Origin of the sequence: Pseudomonas sp. CFBP13509, assembly GCF_005233485.1 — a bacterium.
GTDB classification, from domain to species: Bacteria; Pseudomonadota; Gammaproteobacteria; order Pseudomonadales; family Pseudomonadaceae; genus Aquipseudomonas; species Aquipseudomonas marginalis.
Genome location: NZ_QGAA01000011.1, coordinates 40,057 through 54,213, shown reverse-complemented (window position 1 = coordinate 54,213; position 14,157 = coordinate 40,057). Strand labels below are relative to the sequence as shown.

The following is a 14,157-nucleotide window of genomic DNA, read 5'->3' as shown; positions in this document are numbered from 1 at the left end:
GACTGCGTATGAACCTGATCGAAATCCGCGACCTCAGCGTCGCCTTCAGCGGCCAGACCGTGGTACGCAACCTGAGCCTGGACGTACGCCCCGGCGAGTGCCTGGCGCTGGTGGGTGAGTCCGGCTCCGGCAAGTCGGTGACCGCCCATTCGATTCTGCAACTGCTGCCCGAAGCCGGTACTGAAACCCGCGGCTCCGTGAAGTATCGCGGCCAGGAACTGATCGGCGCCTCGGCGTCGACCTTGCAGAAACTGCGCGGCAACCGCATTGCGATGATCTTCCAGGAGCCGATGACCTCCCTCAACCCACTGCACAGCATCGAAAAACAGATCGGCGAAACCTTGCTGCTGCACAAGGGCCTCGGCGGCAAGGCGGCTCAGGCGCGCATCCTCGAGTTGCTGCAGTTGGTGGGTATCCAGAAACCACAGGAACGCCTCAAGGCCTATCCCCACCAACTCTCCGGGGGCCAACGCCAACGGGTGATGATCGCCATGGCCCTGGCCTGTGAGCCGGAACTGCTGATCGCCGACGAGCCCACCACCGCCCTCGACGTGACCGTGCAGCGCAAGATCCTGCTGCTGCTCAAGTCCCTGCAACACCGCCTGGGCATGTCGCTGCTGCTGATCAGCCATGACCTCAACCTGGTGCGCAGCATTGCCCAGCGGGTGTGCGTGATGCGTGCCGGCGAGATTGTCGAGCAGGCCGACTGCGAGGCGTTGTTCACGGCCCCCCAACACCCCTACAGCCGCCTGCTGCTGGACGCCGAGCCGTCCGGCGATGTGCTGTGCAGCGAGCCACGGGAGACCGTGCTGGACGTACACGACCTGAGCGTGCAATTCCCCCTGGGCGGCGGCCTGTTCCGGCGCAAGACCTACCTGCGCGCGGTGGATGGCATCAGCCTCAGCGTGCAGCGCGGCAAGACCCTGGGGATTGTCGGCGAGTCCGGTTCGGGCAAGTCCACTCTCGGCCAGGCGATCCTGCGCCTGCTGGACTCCACCGGCAGCATCCGCTTCCAGGGCGAGTCTCTCGACCCGCTCAACCACAAGCAAATGCGCCCGTGGCGCAAACAGATGCAGGTGGTCTTCCAAGACCCCTACGGCAGCCTTAGCCCGCGCATGTCGGTGCAGCAGATCATCAGCGAAGGCCTGGAGGTGCATGCGCCGTGCAGCCTGGCCGACCGCGATGCGCAAGTGATCCAGGTGCTCAAGGACGTGGGCCTCGACCCCGCCAGCCGCCATCGCTTCCCCCATGAATTCTCCGGCGGCCAGCGCCAACGCATCGCCATCGCCCGCGCGCTGGTGCTCAAGCCGGCGCTGATGCTGCTGGATGAACCGACCTCGGCACTGGACCGTACGGTGCAGAAGCAGGTCGTAGCGTTGCTGCGTGAATTGCAGGAAAAGTACGGTCTGACCTACCTGTTTATCAGCCATGACCTCGCCGTGGTGCGCGCCATGGCCCATGACATGATCGTGATCAAGGACGGCAAGGTGGTGGAGCGCGGGCCGAGCCATGACGTTTTCGAAGCACCGCAGCACCCGTATACCAAAGAACTCCTGGCGGCGGCCGGCGGGCTGTCGTCATGAGTACCAGCCTGACGGACTACCAACAGGTTCGCGGCCTGGCGATCCAGTCGCTGTTCGAGATCATCGAGCAGTCCAGCGAAGGCACGGTGATTGTCGACCGCGACGCCAATATCGTCTGGATGAATGAGCGCTACGCCAAGCGCTTCGGCCTCAAGAGTGCCGATGAAGCCATCGGCCAGCCGTGCGAGCGGGTGATTTCCAACAGCCTGTTGCGCCAGGTGGTGCGCACCGACCGGCCGATTCTGCTGGACATCCAGGACACCCCCAAAGGCCCTTTGGTGGTGATGCGCCTGCCGATCCACAACGACGCCGGTGCAGTGATCGGTGCGATTGGCTTTGCCTTGTTCGATGAGCTGCGCAACCTGTCGCCGCTGATCGAACGCTACCTGAGCATGCAGCAGGAACTGGCCTCCACCCGCTCGTTGCTGCGCTCACGCCAGAGCAAGTACAACTTCGCGCACTTTATCGGCACCAGCGCCGCCAGCCTGGAAGTCAAACGCCGTGCACGACGCAGCGCAAGCGCCGAATCGCCGGTGCTGCTGCTGGGCGAGACCGGTACCGGCAAGGAATTGCTCGCCCAGGCGATCCACGGTGCCTCACCGCGTGCGCACAAGGCGTTTGTCAGCATCAACAGCGCGGCGATTCCCCATGACCTGCTGGAAGCCGAGTTCTTCGGCACCGCGCCGGGCGCCTTTACCGGTGCCGATCGCAAGGGCCGTCCAGGCAAGTTCCAGATTGCCCAGGGCGGCACGCTGTTCCTCGATGAAATCGGCGATATGCCGCTGCCGCTGCAAAGCAAGCTGCTGCGGGTGTTGCAGGAAAAGGAATTCGAACCGGTGGGTTCCAACGAAATGCTGCACAGCGATGTACGGGTGATCGCGGCCACCTCCATGGACCTGGAAGCGGCGATCAAGCGCGGTGAGTTCCGCGCGGACCTGTATTACCGCCTGAACGTATTGCCGATCCAGGTGCCGCCGCTGCGTGAACGGCTGGAGGACATTCCGGCGCTGAGCGAAGCGATCCTTGAGGAACTGCGCAGCCAGCATGAACTGGACCGCGAGGCCCTGGCGCTGTTGGCGCAGCATGCGTGGCCGGGGAACATCCGCGAACTGCGCAACGTGCTGGAGCGCGCGGCGTTGCTGAGCGATGACCTGGTGCTGAACGCTAGGGACATTCGCGCGGCGATTGGCACGTTCAGCCCGGTGACGCGCGGCGCAGTGGACACGGTTGAGGGTGAGACGTTTGCGGCGGCGCGGGAGCGGCTTGATCGGCAGGTGATTGCGGCGGCACTCCAGGCGTGTGACGGGAATGTGGTGGAGGCGGCCAGGCGATTGGGGCTGGGGCGGTCGACGTTGTACAAGAAGATGGTGGCACTTGGAATCGCCTGATCTCCAAACAGAGACAAAATTCTCCATAGAAAGACACTCCCTGTGGGAGGGGGCTTGCTTCCGATAGCATCAGGCCAGTCAACACATTTACTGGCTGATACACCGCTATCGGGGCAAGCCCCCTCCCACATTTTGTCTTCATTTGTCTCAAAATCGAGACAGCAGTCAAAAACACTCGAATGAATTTAAAAAATATCCATATATTTCAATAGCTTGAAAATATGGCACACATCTCGCTATAGCCCTCCCCACTGCTTCACCCACAACAATAACAATCCGATGGAGACACACCATGAGTGTGATCATTGCCCTGGCAGCGCTCGCGTTGCTGATGCTGGCTGCCTACCGTGGCTATAGCGTTATCCTGTTTGCCCCCATCGCCGCCCTCGGCGCCGTGCTACTCACCGACCCGTCCGCCGTCGCCCCTGCCTTTACCGGGGTGTTCATGGAGAAAATGGTCGGCTTTATCAAACTGTATTTCCCGGTATTCCTGCTCGGTGCGGTGTTCGGCAAGCTGATCGAGCTGTCGGGTTTCTCGCGCTCTATCGTGGCGGCGGCGATCCGTTTGCTCGGCACGCGCCAGGCGATGCTGGTGATCGTGCTGGTCTGCGCCCTGCTCACCTATGGTGGCGTGTCGCTGTTTGTGGTGGTGTTTGCGGTGTACCCGTTTGCGGCGGAGATGTTCCGCCAGAGCAATATCCCCAAGCGCCTGATCCCAGCGACCATCGCCCTCGGTGCGTTCTCGTTCACCATGGACGCCCTGCCCGGCACGCCGCAGATCCAGAACATCATCCCCAGCACCTTCTTCAACACCACCGCCTGGGCGGCGCCGTGGCTGGGGTTGATCGGCACGATTTTCGTGTTCTGCGCCGGCATGCTCTACCTGGCGCGCCAGCGCAACAAGGCCCAGCGCGCGGGTGAAGGCTACGGCACCGAGCTGCGCAACGAGCCTGAGACCGCCGAGAACATTGCCCTGCCCAACCCGTGGATCGCGCTGTCGCCGCTGATCCTGGTGGGCGTGATGAACCTGCTGTTCACCCACTGGATCCCACAGTGGTACGGCAAGACCCACAGCCTCAGCCTGCCGGGCATGAGCGCACCGGTGACCACTGAAATCGCCAAGCTCACCGCGATCTGGGCGGTGCAGGCGGCGTTGCTGGTGGGCATCATCATGGTGCTGGTATTCGGCTGGTCGGCGATCAAAAGTAAGCTCGCCGACGGCAGCAAAAGCGCGGTCAGCGGCGCATTGCTGGCGGCGATGAACACCGCTTCCGAATATGGCTTCGGCGCGGTGATCGCTTCGCTGCCGGGCTTCCTGGTGCTGGCGGACTGGCTCAAGGGCATCCCCAACCCGCTGGTCAACGAAGCGATTACCGTGACCCTGCTGGCCGGTATCACCGGCTCTGCGTCCGGCGGCATGAGCATCGCCCTGGCGGCCATGTCCGAGAGCTTTATTGCGGCGGCCCATGCGGCCAATATTCCTCTTGAAGTGCTGCACCGGGTCGCGGCCATGGCCAGCGGCGGCATGGACACCCTGCCCCACAACGGCGCGGTGATCACCCTGCTGGCTGTGACCGGCCTGACCCACCGCGAAGCCTACAAGGACATTTTCGGCATCACGATCATCAAGACCCTCGCGGTGTTCGTGGTGATCGGTACTTTCTACGCCACCGGCATTGTGTGAGGTTTTCATGACGAGATTGAACGGCAAGACCGCCCTGGTTACCGGCTCCACCAGCGGCATCGGCCTGGGTATCGCCCTGAGCCTGGCCAAGGCCGGCGCCAACCTGATCCTCAACGGCTTCGGCGACGCCAGCGCGGTGGTCGCCCAGGTGCAGGCGTTTGGCGGCAAGGTCGGCCATCACCCGGCGGACGTCAGCGACCCGGCGCAGATCGCCGACATGCTCGCCTACGCCGAGCGTGAGTTCGGCGGTGTCGACATCCTGGTCAACAACGCCGGCATCCAGCACGTGGCGGCGGTGGAGGACTTCCCGCTGGAGCGCTGGGACGCGATCATCGCGATCAACCTGTCCTCGGTGTTCCACAGCACACGCTTGAGCCTGCCGGGCATGAAGGCCAAGGGCTGGGGGCGTATCGTCAACATCGCCTCGGTGCACGGCCAGGTCGGCTCGGTGGGCAAGGCCGCGTATGTGGCGGCCAAGCACGGCGTGATCGGCTTGACCAAGGTGGTGGGCCTGGAGACCGCCACCAGCAACGTGACCTGCAACGCGATCTGCCCCGGCTGGGTGCTGACGCCGCTGGTGCAGAAGCAGATTGATGATCGCGTGGCCAATGGCGTCGATCCGCAGCAGGCGCAACATGATCTGCTGGCGGAGAAACAGCCGTCACTGGAGTTCGTGACGCCGTCGCAGCTGGGAGAGCTGGTGCTGTTCTTGTGCAGCGAGGCCGGGGCCCAGGTGCGGGGGGCGGCGTGGAACATTGATGGTGGCTGGCTGGCCCAATAAAACCAGACACTGGAGTTCTAAACTGTGGGGGGGCAACCCCCCCTCCCACAGTTGATCTATGTTGACGGGTAGATTTTTACAAGAACAAGAGACCGTGCTGATGTCCGAAATCCTCTGGCAACCTTCCCCCGAACGCATCCACACCACGCGAATGGACCAGTTCCGGCGCTTTATCAATGATCGCCACGGCGTGCAGCTCAGCGACTATCCGGCCCTGCACCAGTGGAGCATCGACCAGCGCCCGGACTTCTGGCAGGCGATCGTCACGTTCTTCGATGTGCAGTTTCGCAGCCCGCCCAGTGCAGTGCTGATCGAAAACGTCGAGATGCCCAGCGCCCAGTGGTTTCCCGGCGCGACCCTGAATTTTGCCGAACACCTGTTACGCCGCCGCGACGATCACCCGGCGGTGGTCGCGATCAGCGAAGACGGCCAGCGCGAACAACTGACCTACGCCGAACTGGCCGCCCACGTCGCCGGCCTGCAGGACAGCCTGCGGGCGGCCGGTGTCGGCCGCGGTGACCGGGTCGCCGCGTGCATGCCCAATACCTGGCAAACCCTGGTCGGCATGCTTGCCACCACCAGTCTCGGCGCGATCTGGTCATGCTCCTCGCCAGACTTCGGCACCCAAGGCGTCATCGACCGCTTCGGCCAGATCGAGCCCAAGGTGCTGATCACCTGCGCCGGGTACCGCTACGCCGGTAAAACCATCGACCAAAGCGCCAAGCTCAATGAAATCCTCGAACGCCTGCCGTCCCTGGAGCAATTGATCATCGTCCCGTATGCACGGCCCCAGGCCTGCGTCGAGGACTATCAGACCCAGGCCCGCGTCGCCCTCTGGAACGACTTCTACCAACCCGGCGGCGAGCCTGAATTCGTCGCGGTGCCGTTCGACCATCCGCTGTATATCCTCTATTCCAGCGGCACCACCGGCGTGCCCAAATGCATCATCCACGGCACCGGCGGCGTGCTGCTCACCCACCTCAAGGAACACGGCCTGCACGCGGACATATCCAGCGAGGACTGCCTGTTCTACTACACCACCTGCGGCTGGATGATGTGGAACTGGCTGGTCTCGGTGCTGGCCATCGGGGCCACGGCGGTGCTGTATGACGGCTCGCCGTTTCACCCCGGCCCGGAACGCTTGATCGACCTGATCGACGCGGAAAAGATCAGCGTGTTCGGCACCAGCCCCAAGTTCCTTGCCACCCTGGAAAAGGCCGGGCTGCAACCGCGCCTGAGCCACGACCTGGGCAGCCTCAAGGGCCTGATTTCGACCGGCTCGCCCTTGTCGCCCCAGAGCTACGACTACGTGTACCGCGAGATCAAGGCCGAGCTGTGCCTGTCATCGATGTCCGGTGGCACCGATATCGTCTCCTGCTTTGTGATCGGCAATCCGGTGCTGCCGGTGCGGCGCGGGGAAATGCAATGCAAGAGCCTGGCGATGGCCATCGAGGTGTGGGACGACCAGGGCCGGCCGTTGGTCGGGGGAAAAGGCGAGCTGGTGTGCACCCGGCACTTCCCGGCGATGCCCATCGGCTTGTGGAACGACCCGGACCGGCAGAAGCTGCGCGCCTCGTATTTCAGCCAGTTTCCCGGGGTGTGGGCCCAGGGCGACTACGCCGAGCAACGCCCCAACGGCAGCCTGCTGATTCACGGCCGCTCCGACGCAGTCCTCAACCCCGGCGGCGTGCGCATCGGCACTGCGGAGATTTATCGACAGGTGGAAAAAGTCCCGCAGGTGCTGGAAAGCCTGGCCATCGGCCAACGCTGGCAGGACGATGTGCGGGTCGTGCTGTTTGTGCGCCTGGATGACGGGATCGAACTGGATGAGGACCTGGAGCAACAGATCCGCCAGGTGATCCGCGCCAACACCACGCCGCGCCATGTGCCGGCGAAGATCCTCGCCGTCAGCGATATCCCGCGCACCATCAGCGGCAAGATCGTCGAACTGGCGGTGCGTAACGTGGTGCACGGCGAGCCGGTGAAGAATACCGACGCACTGGCCAACCCGCAGGCCCTGGAGCAATTTCGCGACCTCCCCGAACTGGCGGAAAGATGAAAGGTTTCAGCCCTGCCGCACTCATTTGAAGACAAACCCTCAATGCATGCTATTTTTCGAGGGTAGTCACCCATCGGTGTCCCACGGGATAATGGGTGTTGTCATTTTTCAAAGCGTTACGCTCAGGGCTTTTTATGAAGGGAACAACCACCGGCAGCGAAGCCGCTGCATTGATTGCGCGGCTGGACTGGGCGCACAGCCCCCTCGGTGAGGCCAATGATTGGCCGCAAAGCCTGCGCACAGCCGTGGACATCGTCATCCACTCACCGATGCCGATGCTCCTGCTGTGGGGCAGCGAACTCACCCAACTCTACAACGACGGCTTCGCCTTGCTGGCGGGCAATAAACACCCGGACGCCATGGGCCAGCCGGCGCACCAGACCTGGCCGGAACTCGAAAGCTTCACTGCGCCGATCTACGACGCCGTGCTGAGCGGCCAGGTGCGCACCTTCAGCGAGCAGCGTTTTGTCCTGCAACGCAACAATCGCGATACCGAAATCTGGCTGGACCTGACCTACAGCCCGATCCGCGATGAAAGCGCCAATGTGGCCGGCATCCTGGTCACGGCCATCGAAACCAACGAACGGCGCAAGGCCCAACACAACACCGAACAACGCCTGCAACTGGCCCTGGCCGCCACCGATGCGGTGGGCACCTGGGACTGGGACATTGGTGAAGACCACTTTATCGCCGATGCGCACTTCGCCTACCTGCACGGGGTTGATCCAAGCGACGCCAGCCGGTTGCCGATCAGCGACTACCTGCAAGGCGTACATCCCGAAGATCGCGGCATGGTGGCGCGCAGCATCAAGCACTGCATCACCTACGGCACTGAATACGCCGAGGAATATCGCCTGCAACAAGCCGACGGCCAGGTGCGCTGGGTGTTCGCCCGGGGGCGTTGCTACAAGGATCATCAAGGCCGCCCCGCGCGCTTCCTCGGCGCGGCACTGGACCTCACCGAGCGCAAAAACACCGAGCAGGCCCTGCGCCAGAGCCAGACCGAACTGCAGTTGATCATCAACGCCATGCCGGTGCTGATCGGCTACGTCGACCACGAGCAGCGCTTTCGCCTGAACAACAGTGCCTACCTCGACTGGTACGGCATGACGCCCCAGGAGCTGTACGGCAAGACCATCCGCGAGGTGCTCGGCGACGATGTGTACGCCGGGCGCGAGGACAAGATCACCGCTGCGCTCAGGGGCAAGGCCTGCAGTTTCATGACCGTCACCCCCCATCGCGATGGCCGCCCGCGCCATGCGTTGATGAAATACCTACCGCGCTTCAGCAATGACGGCTCGGTGAACGGTTTCTACATCTTTGTCATCGATGAAACCGAACGCAAACTCACCGAAGAAGCCCTGCGCCACCTCAACGAGAACCTCGAGGAGCGCGTGGCCCAGCGCACCCAGGCGCTGGCCGAAGCCAACGAACGCCTGCAAAACGAGATGTTCGAGCGCGAGCGCGCCGAAGATGCTCTGCGCCATGCGCAGAAGATGGAAGCGGTGGGCCAGCTCACCGGCGGTATCGCCCACGACTTCAATAATATGCTCACCGGCATCATCGGCAGCCTGGATCTGATGCAGCGCTACATCGCCGCCGGGCGCAGCGACGAGATCGGCCGCTTTACCGACGCCGCCGTGTCCTCGGCCCATCGCGCGGCCGCCCTCACCCACCGTCTGCTGGCGTTTTCGCGGCGCCAGTCGCTGGACCTTCGCCCGCTGGATCCGAACCAGTTGGTAGCGTCCCTGGAGGAGCTGTTCCAGCGTACCAAGGGCGCGCATATCACGCTCAAGGTGCAACTGGGCCGCGACATCTGGCCGGTCAACACCGACGCCAGCCAACTGGAAAACGCCCTGCTCAACCTGGTGATCAACGCACGCGACGCCATGCCCGATGGCGGCGAACTGCTGATCGAAACCGCTAACAGTTACCTGGACGGCACCGATATCACCACCCTCGAACCGGTCAGGGCCGGCGACTACGTGATGCTCGGCGTGTGTGACAACGGCAGCGGCATGGCACCGAAGATTCTCGCCAAGGCGTTCGACCCGTTCTTCACCACCAAACCCATCGGCCAGGGCACCGGCCTGGGGCTGTCGATGATCTATGGGTTTGCCCAGCAGTCCGGTGGCCACGTGACCATCCAGAGCGAACCGGGCCAGGGTACCTGCGTGCGCCTGTACCTGCCGCGCCTGCACGGCACCTCCCTGGAAAGCAGCCAGCCCGCCCATCTGGGCGAAGTCCCGCTGGCCCTTGCCGGCGAAGCGGTGGTGGTGGTCGAGGATGACCCGGCGGTGCGCATGCTGGTGGTCAATGTGCTCGACGAGTTGGGTTATACCGCACACCAGGCGGGGGATGCGCGTGCAGCGCTGCCGTTGCTGGAGTCGGACTTGCGCGTGGACCTGCTGGTGACAGACGTCGGCCTGCCCGGCATGAACGGCCGCCAACTGGCGGAGATCGCTCGCCAGCATCGGCCGGGGCTCAAGGTGCTGTTCATGACCGGCTACGCGGAGAAAGCCGCCGAACGCCAGGGCTTCCTGGAGGACGGCATGGACATGGTCGCCAAGCCGTTTTCCATCGACCTGCTGGCGACCAAAATCCGCAGCATGATCAGCGTCGATGATTCAGTTCAGGCATAATCGCGCGCCGTCGCACACCTGGTAGAGACCGATGAAAGCCCAAGCCCGCCATATCCTGGTGAAAACCAGCGAAGAAGCCGAACAACTCAAGCAGCGCATTGCCAAGGGCGAAGCCTTTGATGTGCTGGCCAAGAAGTACTCCACGTGCCCGTCCGGCAAGCGCGGCGGCGACTTGGGTGAAGTGCGGCCGGGGCAAATGGTCGGGGTGATCGATGCGGTGATCTTCAAGAAACCGGTTAAGGTGGTGCACGGGCCGATCAAGAGCAAGTTCGGGTATCACCTGGTGCAGGTGTTTTACCGGGATTGAGGCTTTGGCTTAAGACCGCTATCGGGAGCAAGCCCCCTCCCACAGGGGGCTTGCTCCCGATCCGCCGCAGGCGGCCATTCACCTACTCCCTGGGGATCAGCGCCCCCGGCACCTGGATAACCCGGCTCGCCAATCGATGCCCGGCCAAAGCAGCCTCCTGGGGCGAACCACCCTTGAGCCGACTGGCCAGGTACGCCGCACTGAACGAATCCCCCGCCGCCGTGGTGTCCACCACCTTCTCCACCTTCAGCGCCGGCACGGCAAGGCGCTCGCCGTCGCAACGGATCAAACACGCATCCGCACCGCGCTTGAGCACCACTTCCGCAATCGCCGGGTACGCCGCGAATACCTGTTCGCTGTCGGCATAACCAAACAACGCGCGTTCGTCATCCTCGGTCAGCAAGGCGATATCCACCTCGGCCAGTACGCTGCGATAAGCCTCGCGGGCAACGTCCACCGTGGCCCAGAGCCGTGGCCGGTAGTTGTTGTCAAACACCACTGCGCCGCCACGTCGGCGGGTTTCGATCAGCACTTCGAGCAAGCGCTGGCGCCCGACTTCACCCAGCACCGCCAGGGTAATGCCGCTGAAATACACCACGTTGTAGTCCGGCAATGCCGCCAGGATCGGCGCAGCCGCCGGCGTGGTAAAGCAGTCGCGCACGGCCGCTTCGTTGCGCCAGTAGAGGAATTTGCGCTCGCCGTTGGCATCGGTCTGGATGCAGTACAAGCCGGGCAAACGTCCGGGCAGGCGCTGGACCCGCTCCAGCCCCAGGCCTTCTTCGGCCCAGTGCGCACACATGGCGTCGCTGAAGCTGTCATCGCCCAAGGCGGTGACATAGTCTACCGTGCCGATATCCCCCAGCTCACGGCGCAGGTACACCGCCGCATTCAGGGTATCGCCGCCGAAGCTCTGTTGCAGGCTGCCATCGGCGCGGTGTTGCAATTCGATCATGCATTCGCCGATCAGGGCGATGCTGGGATGGGTGGTGGTCATGGCTTTACACTCAGAAACGGGTTTCCAGGGACTCGATCACCCGCAACTGCTCATCCACCAGGCAGCCGACCTGCCACTTGTCGAAGGTCAGGCAAGGGTGCGAGGTGCCGAAGGAAATGATGTCGCCGATGCGCAGCTCGACACCTGCCGCGACGGTCATGAAGGCGTGCTGGTCCATCACGGCGGTGACGGTGCAGGCGCTCACATCATCGCCTTCCGCCGGCAGGATCCCGGCGCGATAGCGTTTGAGCGGCACCGGCAAACCGGCGTCGTAGGCCACGTCGCGCTTGCCCAGGGCGATCACCGCAAACCCCGGCTCAGGCAACGATTGCACATGGGCCCAGACTTCCAGGGCCGGGCGCAGGCCTTCCTGGAGGTCGCCGCGGCGGTCGAGCACGCAGCACTGCGCCTCTTTGTAGATGCCATGGTCGTGGGCCACATAGCTGCCGGGGCGCAGCACGCTGAGGAAACGACCAGCTGCGTTTTGGGTTTCGAAGGACTCGGCGATCAGGTCGTACCAGGCCGACCCCGACGCCGTGATAATAGGCTTGGGCAGGTCGAAGGCCCCGTTGTCTTGCAGGTCCACGGCCAGGCGCACCAGGCTCGCGGCGAAGTCGCGGATGCCACTGATGGCGTGCTCGCCGTGGATCACACCTTCGTAGCCTTCGATACCGGTGAGGGCCAGGGCTGGTTGGGCCTTGATCGCCTTGGCCAGGTCGCGCACTTCCTGCTCGCTGCGGCAACCGCAACGGCCACCGACCACGCCGTATTCGATCATCACGTTGAGGCGCAGGCCACGGGCAGCGAAGAACAGGCCCAGGTCGGCGACGTTGTCCGGGTGGTCGACCATGCAGTGGAAGTCGAAATCCTTGTCGGCCAGCAGGTCGGCGATCAACGCCATGTTCGGTGCGCCCACCAACTGGTTGGCCATCAGCACCCGGCGCACGCCACCGGCATAGGCGGCGCGGGTCTGCACCGCGTTGGCCAGGGTGATGCCCCAGGCGCCCGCAGCAAGCTGGCGCTGGAACAACGCCGGCATCATGCTGGTCTTGCCGTGGGGCGCCAGTTCCGCGCCGCTGTTGCTGACGAAATCCTGCATCCAGCGAATGTTGTGCTCCAGGGCATCGCGGTGCAGCACCAGGGCGGGCAGGCCGACGTCGCGGACCAGGTGGGCACCGACGGCGGCGGCGCCCTTTTCAACGGCATTGATGGCTGACATGGAAAACTCCTATTCGTTGATGCGACGAGCCAGGTTGTTGGCGCTGTCGATCAACACCCGGCGATAGTCGTTGTAGTTTTTGCTCGCATCGGCCCGAGGGGCGACGATGCACAGCGTCGCAATGCTGATGCCCTGCGCGTCCCGGACCGGGGCGGCAAAGCAGTGGGTAAAGGTGTCGGCCACGCTGTCGAAGGAAAAGAACCCGTCGAGGGTGGCCTGGCGGATTTGCGCGAGAAAGGTCTCCAGCGGCAGGCGCTGGCCGTCCGGCAGGATAAAGTCGTCGTGGTCGATCAGGTCGATGATCTGCTGGTCGCTCAAGTGCCCCAGCAACAGGCGCCCGGAGGCGGTCCATGGGATCGGCGCGTCTTCACCGATGTCCGAGGAAATGCGGAAATGCCGCTCGCCTTCGCGCATCAGCGCCACCGTGTATTTGCGCCCGTTGAGCAGGCACATCTGCGCGGTTTCGTGGGTTTGGCTGACGATCTCCTGCAAGGCGTGGTCGGCCTCGCGGGTCAGGTCGAAATGGCGTAGATGCGCCTGGCCGAGGAAGTACAACTGACGGCCGAGGTAGACGTGACCGTCCTTGCCCACGGTTTCGAGGATGCGCCGCTCCAACAAGGAGGCGACCAATTCGTAGACCGTGGATTTGGGGCTGCCGATGCCGCTGGCAATATCATTCGGGCGCAGGGGCTGGCCGATTTCCTTGAGAAAATCGAGGATATCGAATGCACGGTCCAGGCCTTTGGCGCGGCGTTTGATGGTGTCTTCGGTCATGGCAATTTCGGTCCGGTCGAAATGGTAGGGCTGGCGCAGGTCCACTGTGGGAGGGGGCTTGCCCTAATGCCAGTCAGTTAAGCGTACATCGCCTCCTGTAGGAGCGAGCTTGCTCGCGAAAAACGTCAACGATAACGCGTGCTTCCTGAATGAACGCGGCGCCTGTGAGTTTTTCGCGAGCAAGCTCGCTCCTACAAAAAGCCTTAACTGACTGGCATTAGGGCTTGCCCCCGATGGCGGCGTGTCAATCAACACCTCTGTTACTGATACACCGCTATCGGGTTCAAGCCCCCTCCCACATTTGATCTCTGGTGGGCTTAAGAGTGAGGGCAATTTAGCCCTTTTTCTTGTAGGCCACGCAATCAATCTCGACCTTGCAGTCCACCATCATGTTGGCCTGCACACAGGCCCGCGCCGGGGCGTGTTCCGGGGTGAAGTATTCGCCGAAGACCTTGTTGAAACTCCAGAAGTCCCGCGGGTCTTCCAGCCACACGCCGACCCGCACCACGTCTTTCAACTCGTAGCCGGCTTCTTCGAGGATTGCCACCACATTGCGCAGGGTCTGCCGGGTTTGCTCGATGATCCCGCCGGTGATGATTTCGCCGTCCACCGCAGGCACTTGGCCCGAGACGTACAACCAACCGTCCGCTTCCACCGCGCGGGCGAAGGGACGCGGCTGGCCACCGCCGGCCGTACTGCCGGCTCCGTAACGAGTGATGCTCATAA

At 63.3% G+C, this 14,157-nt stretch carries 11 protein-coding genes; 7 read left to right on the top strand and 4 right to left on the bottom strand.

Annotated features, from left to right (window positions below; genetic code table 11):
- Nucleotides 1-8: 8 nt before the first annotated feature.
- The 7 genes from PspCFBP13509_RS19070 to PspCFBP13509_RS19040 all read left to right on the top strand — a co-directional run bounded on the left by PspCFBP13509_RS19070 (nucleotide 9) and on the right by PspCFBP13509_RS19040 (nucleotide 10,444).
- Entirely contained in the window at nucleotides 9-1,583 is a 1,575-nt protein-coding gene (locus PspCFBP13509_RS19070; RefSeq protein WP_065948198.1) for an ABC transporter ATP-binding protein, read from the top strand.
- The gene (locus PspCFBP13509_RS19065; protein ID WP_065927159.1) at nucleotides 1,580-2,971 is read left to right on the top strand and encodes a sigma-54 interaction domain-containing protein; all 1,392 of its coding nucleotides are present in this window, start codon (nucleotides 1,580-1,582) and stop codon (nucleotides 2,969-2,971) included. The genes PspCFBP13509_RS19070 and PspCFBP13509_RS19065 overlap by 4 nt, the downstream gene beginning before the upstream one ends.
- A gap of 292 nt (nucleotides 2,972-3,263) precedes the next feature.
- Nucleotides 3,264-4,655 (top strand): GntP family permease, encoded by a 1,392-nt coding sequence (locus tag PspCFBP13509_RS19060; protein ID WP_065927160.1) that lies wholly within the window; start codon nucleotides 3,264-3,266, stop codon nucleotides 4,653-4,655.
- A gap of 7 nt (nucleotides 4,656-4,662) precedes the next feature.
- Nucleotides 4,663-5,436 carry a 3-hydroxybutyrate dehydrogenase gene (locus PspCFBP13509_RS19055; protein ID WP_065927161.1) on the top strand — a complete coding sequence of 258 codons (774 nt, stop codon included), beginning with the start codon at nucleotides 4,663-4,665 and terminating at the stop codon, nucleotides 5,434-5,436.
- A 100-nt stretch (nucleotides 5,437-5,536) separates the two neighbouring features.
- A complete protein-coding gene (locus PspCFBP13509_RS19050; RefSeq protein WP_137212506.1) occupies nucleotides 5,537-7,495 on the top strand; it encodes an acetoacetate--CoA ligase in 1,959 nt (652 codons plus the stop codon).
- 134 nt (nucleotides 7,496-7,629) lie between these two features.
- Nucleotides 7,630-10,137: a PAS domain-containing protein gene (locus PspCFBP13509_RS19045; RefSeq protein ID WP_137212505.1), complete on the top strand. Its 2,508-nt coding sequence runs from the start codon at nucleotides 7,630-7,632 to the stop codon at nucleotides 10,135-10,137.
- Between the two features lie 31 nt (nucleotides 10,138-10,168).
- Nucleotides 10,169-10,444: a peptidylprolyl isomerase gene (locus PspCFBP13509_RS19040; RefSeq protein WP_010564624.1), complete on the top strand. Its 276-nt coding sequence runs from the start codon at nucleotides 10,169-10,171 to the stop codon at nucleotides 10,442-10,444.
- An 82-nt stretch (nucleotides 10,445-10,526) separates the two neighbouring features.
- Here the strand turns inward: PspCFBP13509_RS19040 and PspCFBP13509_RS19035 are convergent, their stop codons facing one another.
- The 4 genes from PspCFBP13509_RS19035 to PspCFBP13509_RS19020 form a co-directional block, all read right to left on the bottom strand.
- Entirely contained in the window at nucleotides 10,527-11,438 is a 912-nt protein-coding gene (locus PspCFBP13509_RS19035) for a sugar kinase (RefSeq protein ID WP_065927164.1), read from the bottom strand.
- 10 nt (nucleotides 11,439-11,448) lie between these two features.
- A complete protein-coding gene (locus PspCFBP13509_RS19030) occupies nucleotides 11,449-12,657 on the bottom strand; it encodes an amino acid deaminase (protein WP_065927165.1) in 1,209 nt (402 codons plus the stop codon).
- Nucleotides 12,658-12,666: 9 nt separating this feature from the next.
- Nucleotides 12,667-13,431, bottom strand: a complete 765-nt coding sequence (locus PspCFBP13509_RS19025; protein ID WP_065927191.1) for an IclR family transcriptional regulator — start codon at nucleotides 13,429-13,431, stop codon at nucleotides 12,667-12,669.
- A gap of 334 nt (nucleotides 13,432-13,765) precedes the next feature.
- A complete protein-coding gene (locus PspCFBP13509_RS19020; RefSeq protein WP_012723821.1) occupies nucleotides 13,766-14,155 on the bottom strand; it encodes a RidA family protein in 390 nt (129 codons plus the stop codon).
- Nucleotides 14,156-14,157: the final 2 nt, after the last annotated feature.

Bases quoted from the DNA above. Each gene is read 5' to 3' on its own strand.
- PspCFBP13509_RS19070 (WP_065948198.1), top strand. From the start codon at position 9: ATGAACCTGATCGAAATCCGCGACCTCAGCGTCGCCTTCAGCGGCCAG.
- PspCFBP13509_RS19065 (WP_065927159.1), top strand. From the start codon at position 1,580: ATGAGTACCAGCCTGACGGACTACCAACAGGTTCGCGGCCTGGCGATC.
- PspCFBP13509_RS19060 (WP_065927160.1), top strand. From the start codon at position 3,264: ATGAGTGTGATCATTGCCCTGGCAGCGCTCGCGTTGCTGATGCTGGCT.
- PspCFBP13509_RS19055 (WP_065927161.1), top strand. From the start codon at position 4,663: ATGACGAGATTGAACGGCAAGACCGCCCTGGTTACCGGCTCCACCAGC.
- PspCFBP13509_RS19050 (WP_137212506.1), top strand. From the start codon at position 5,537: ATGTCCGAAATCCTCTGGCAACCTTCCCCCGAACGCATCCACACCACG.
- PspCFBP13509_RS19045 (WP_137212505.1), top strand. From the start codon at position 7,630: ATGAAGGGAACAACCACCGGCAGCGAAGCCGCTGCATTGATTGCGCGG.
- PspCFBP13509_RS19040 (WP_010564624.1), top strand. From the start codon at position 10,169: ATGAAAGCCCAAGCCCGCCATATCCTGGTGAAAACCAGCGAAGAAGCC.
- PspCFBP13509_RS19035 (WP_065927164.1), bottom strand. From the start codon at position 11,438: ATGACCACCACCCATCCCAGCATCGCCCTGATCGGCGAATGCATGATC.
- PspCFBP13509_RS19030 (WP_065927165.1), bottom strand. From the start codon at position 12,657: ATGTCAGCCATCAATGCCGTTGAAAAGGGCGCCGCCGCCGTCGGTGCC.
- PspCFBP13509_RS19025 (WP_065927191.1), bottom strand. From the start codon at position 13,431: ATGACCGAAGACACCATCAAACGCCGCGCCAAAGGCCTGGACCGTGCA.
- PspCFBP13509_RS19020 (WP_012723821.1), bottom strand. From the start codon at position 14,155: ATGAGCATCACTCGTTACGGAGCCGGCAGTACGGCCGGCGGTGGCCAG.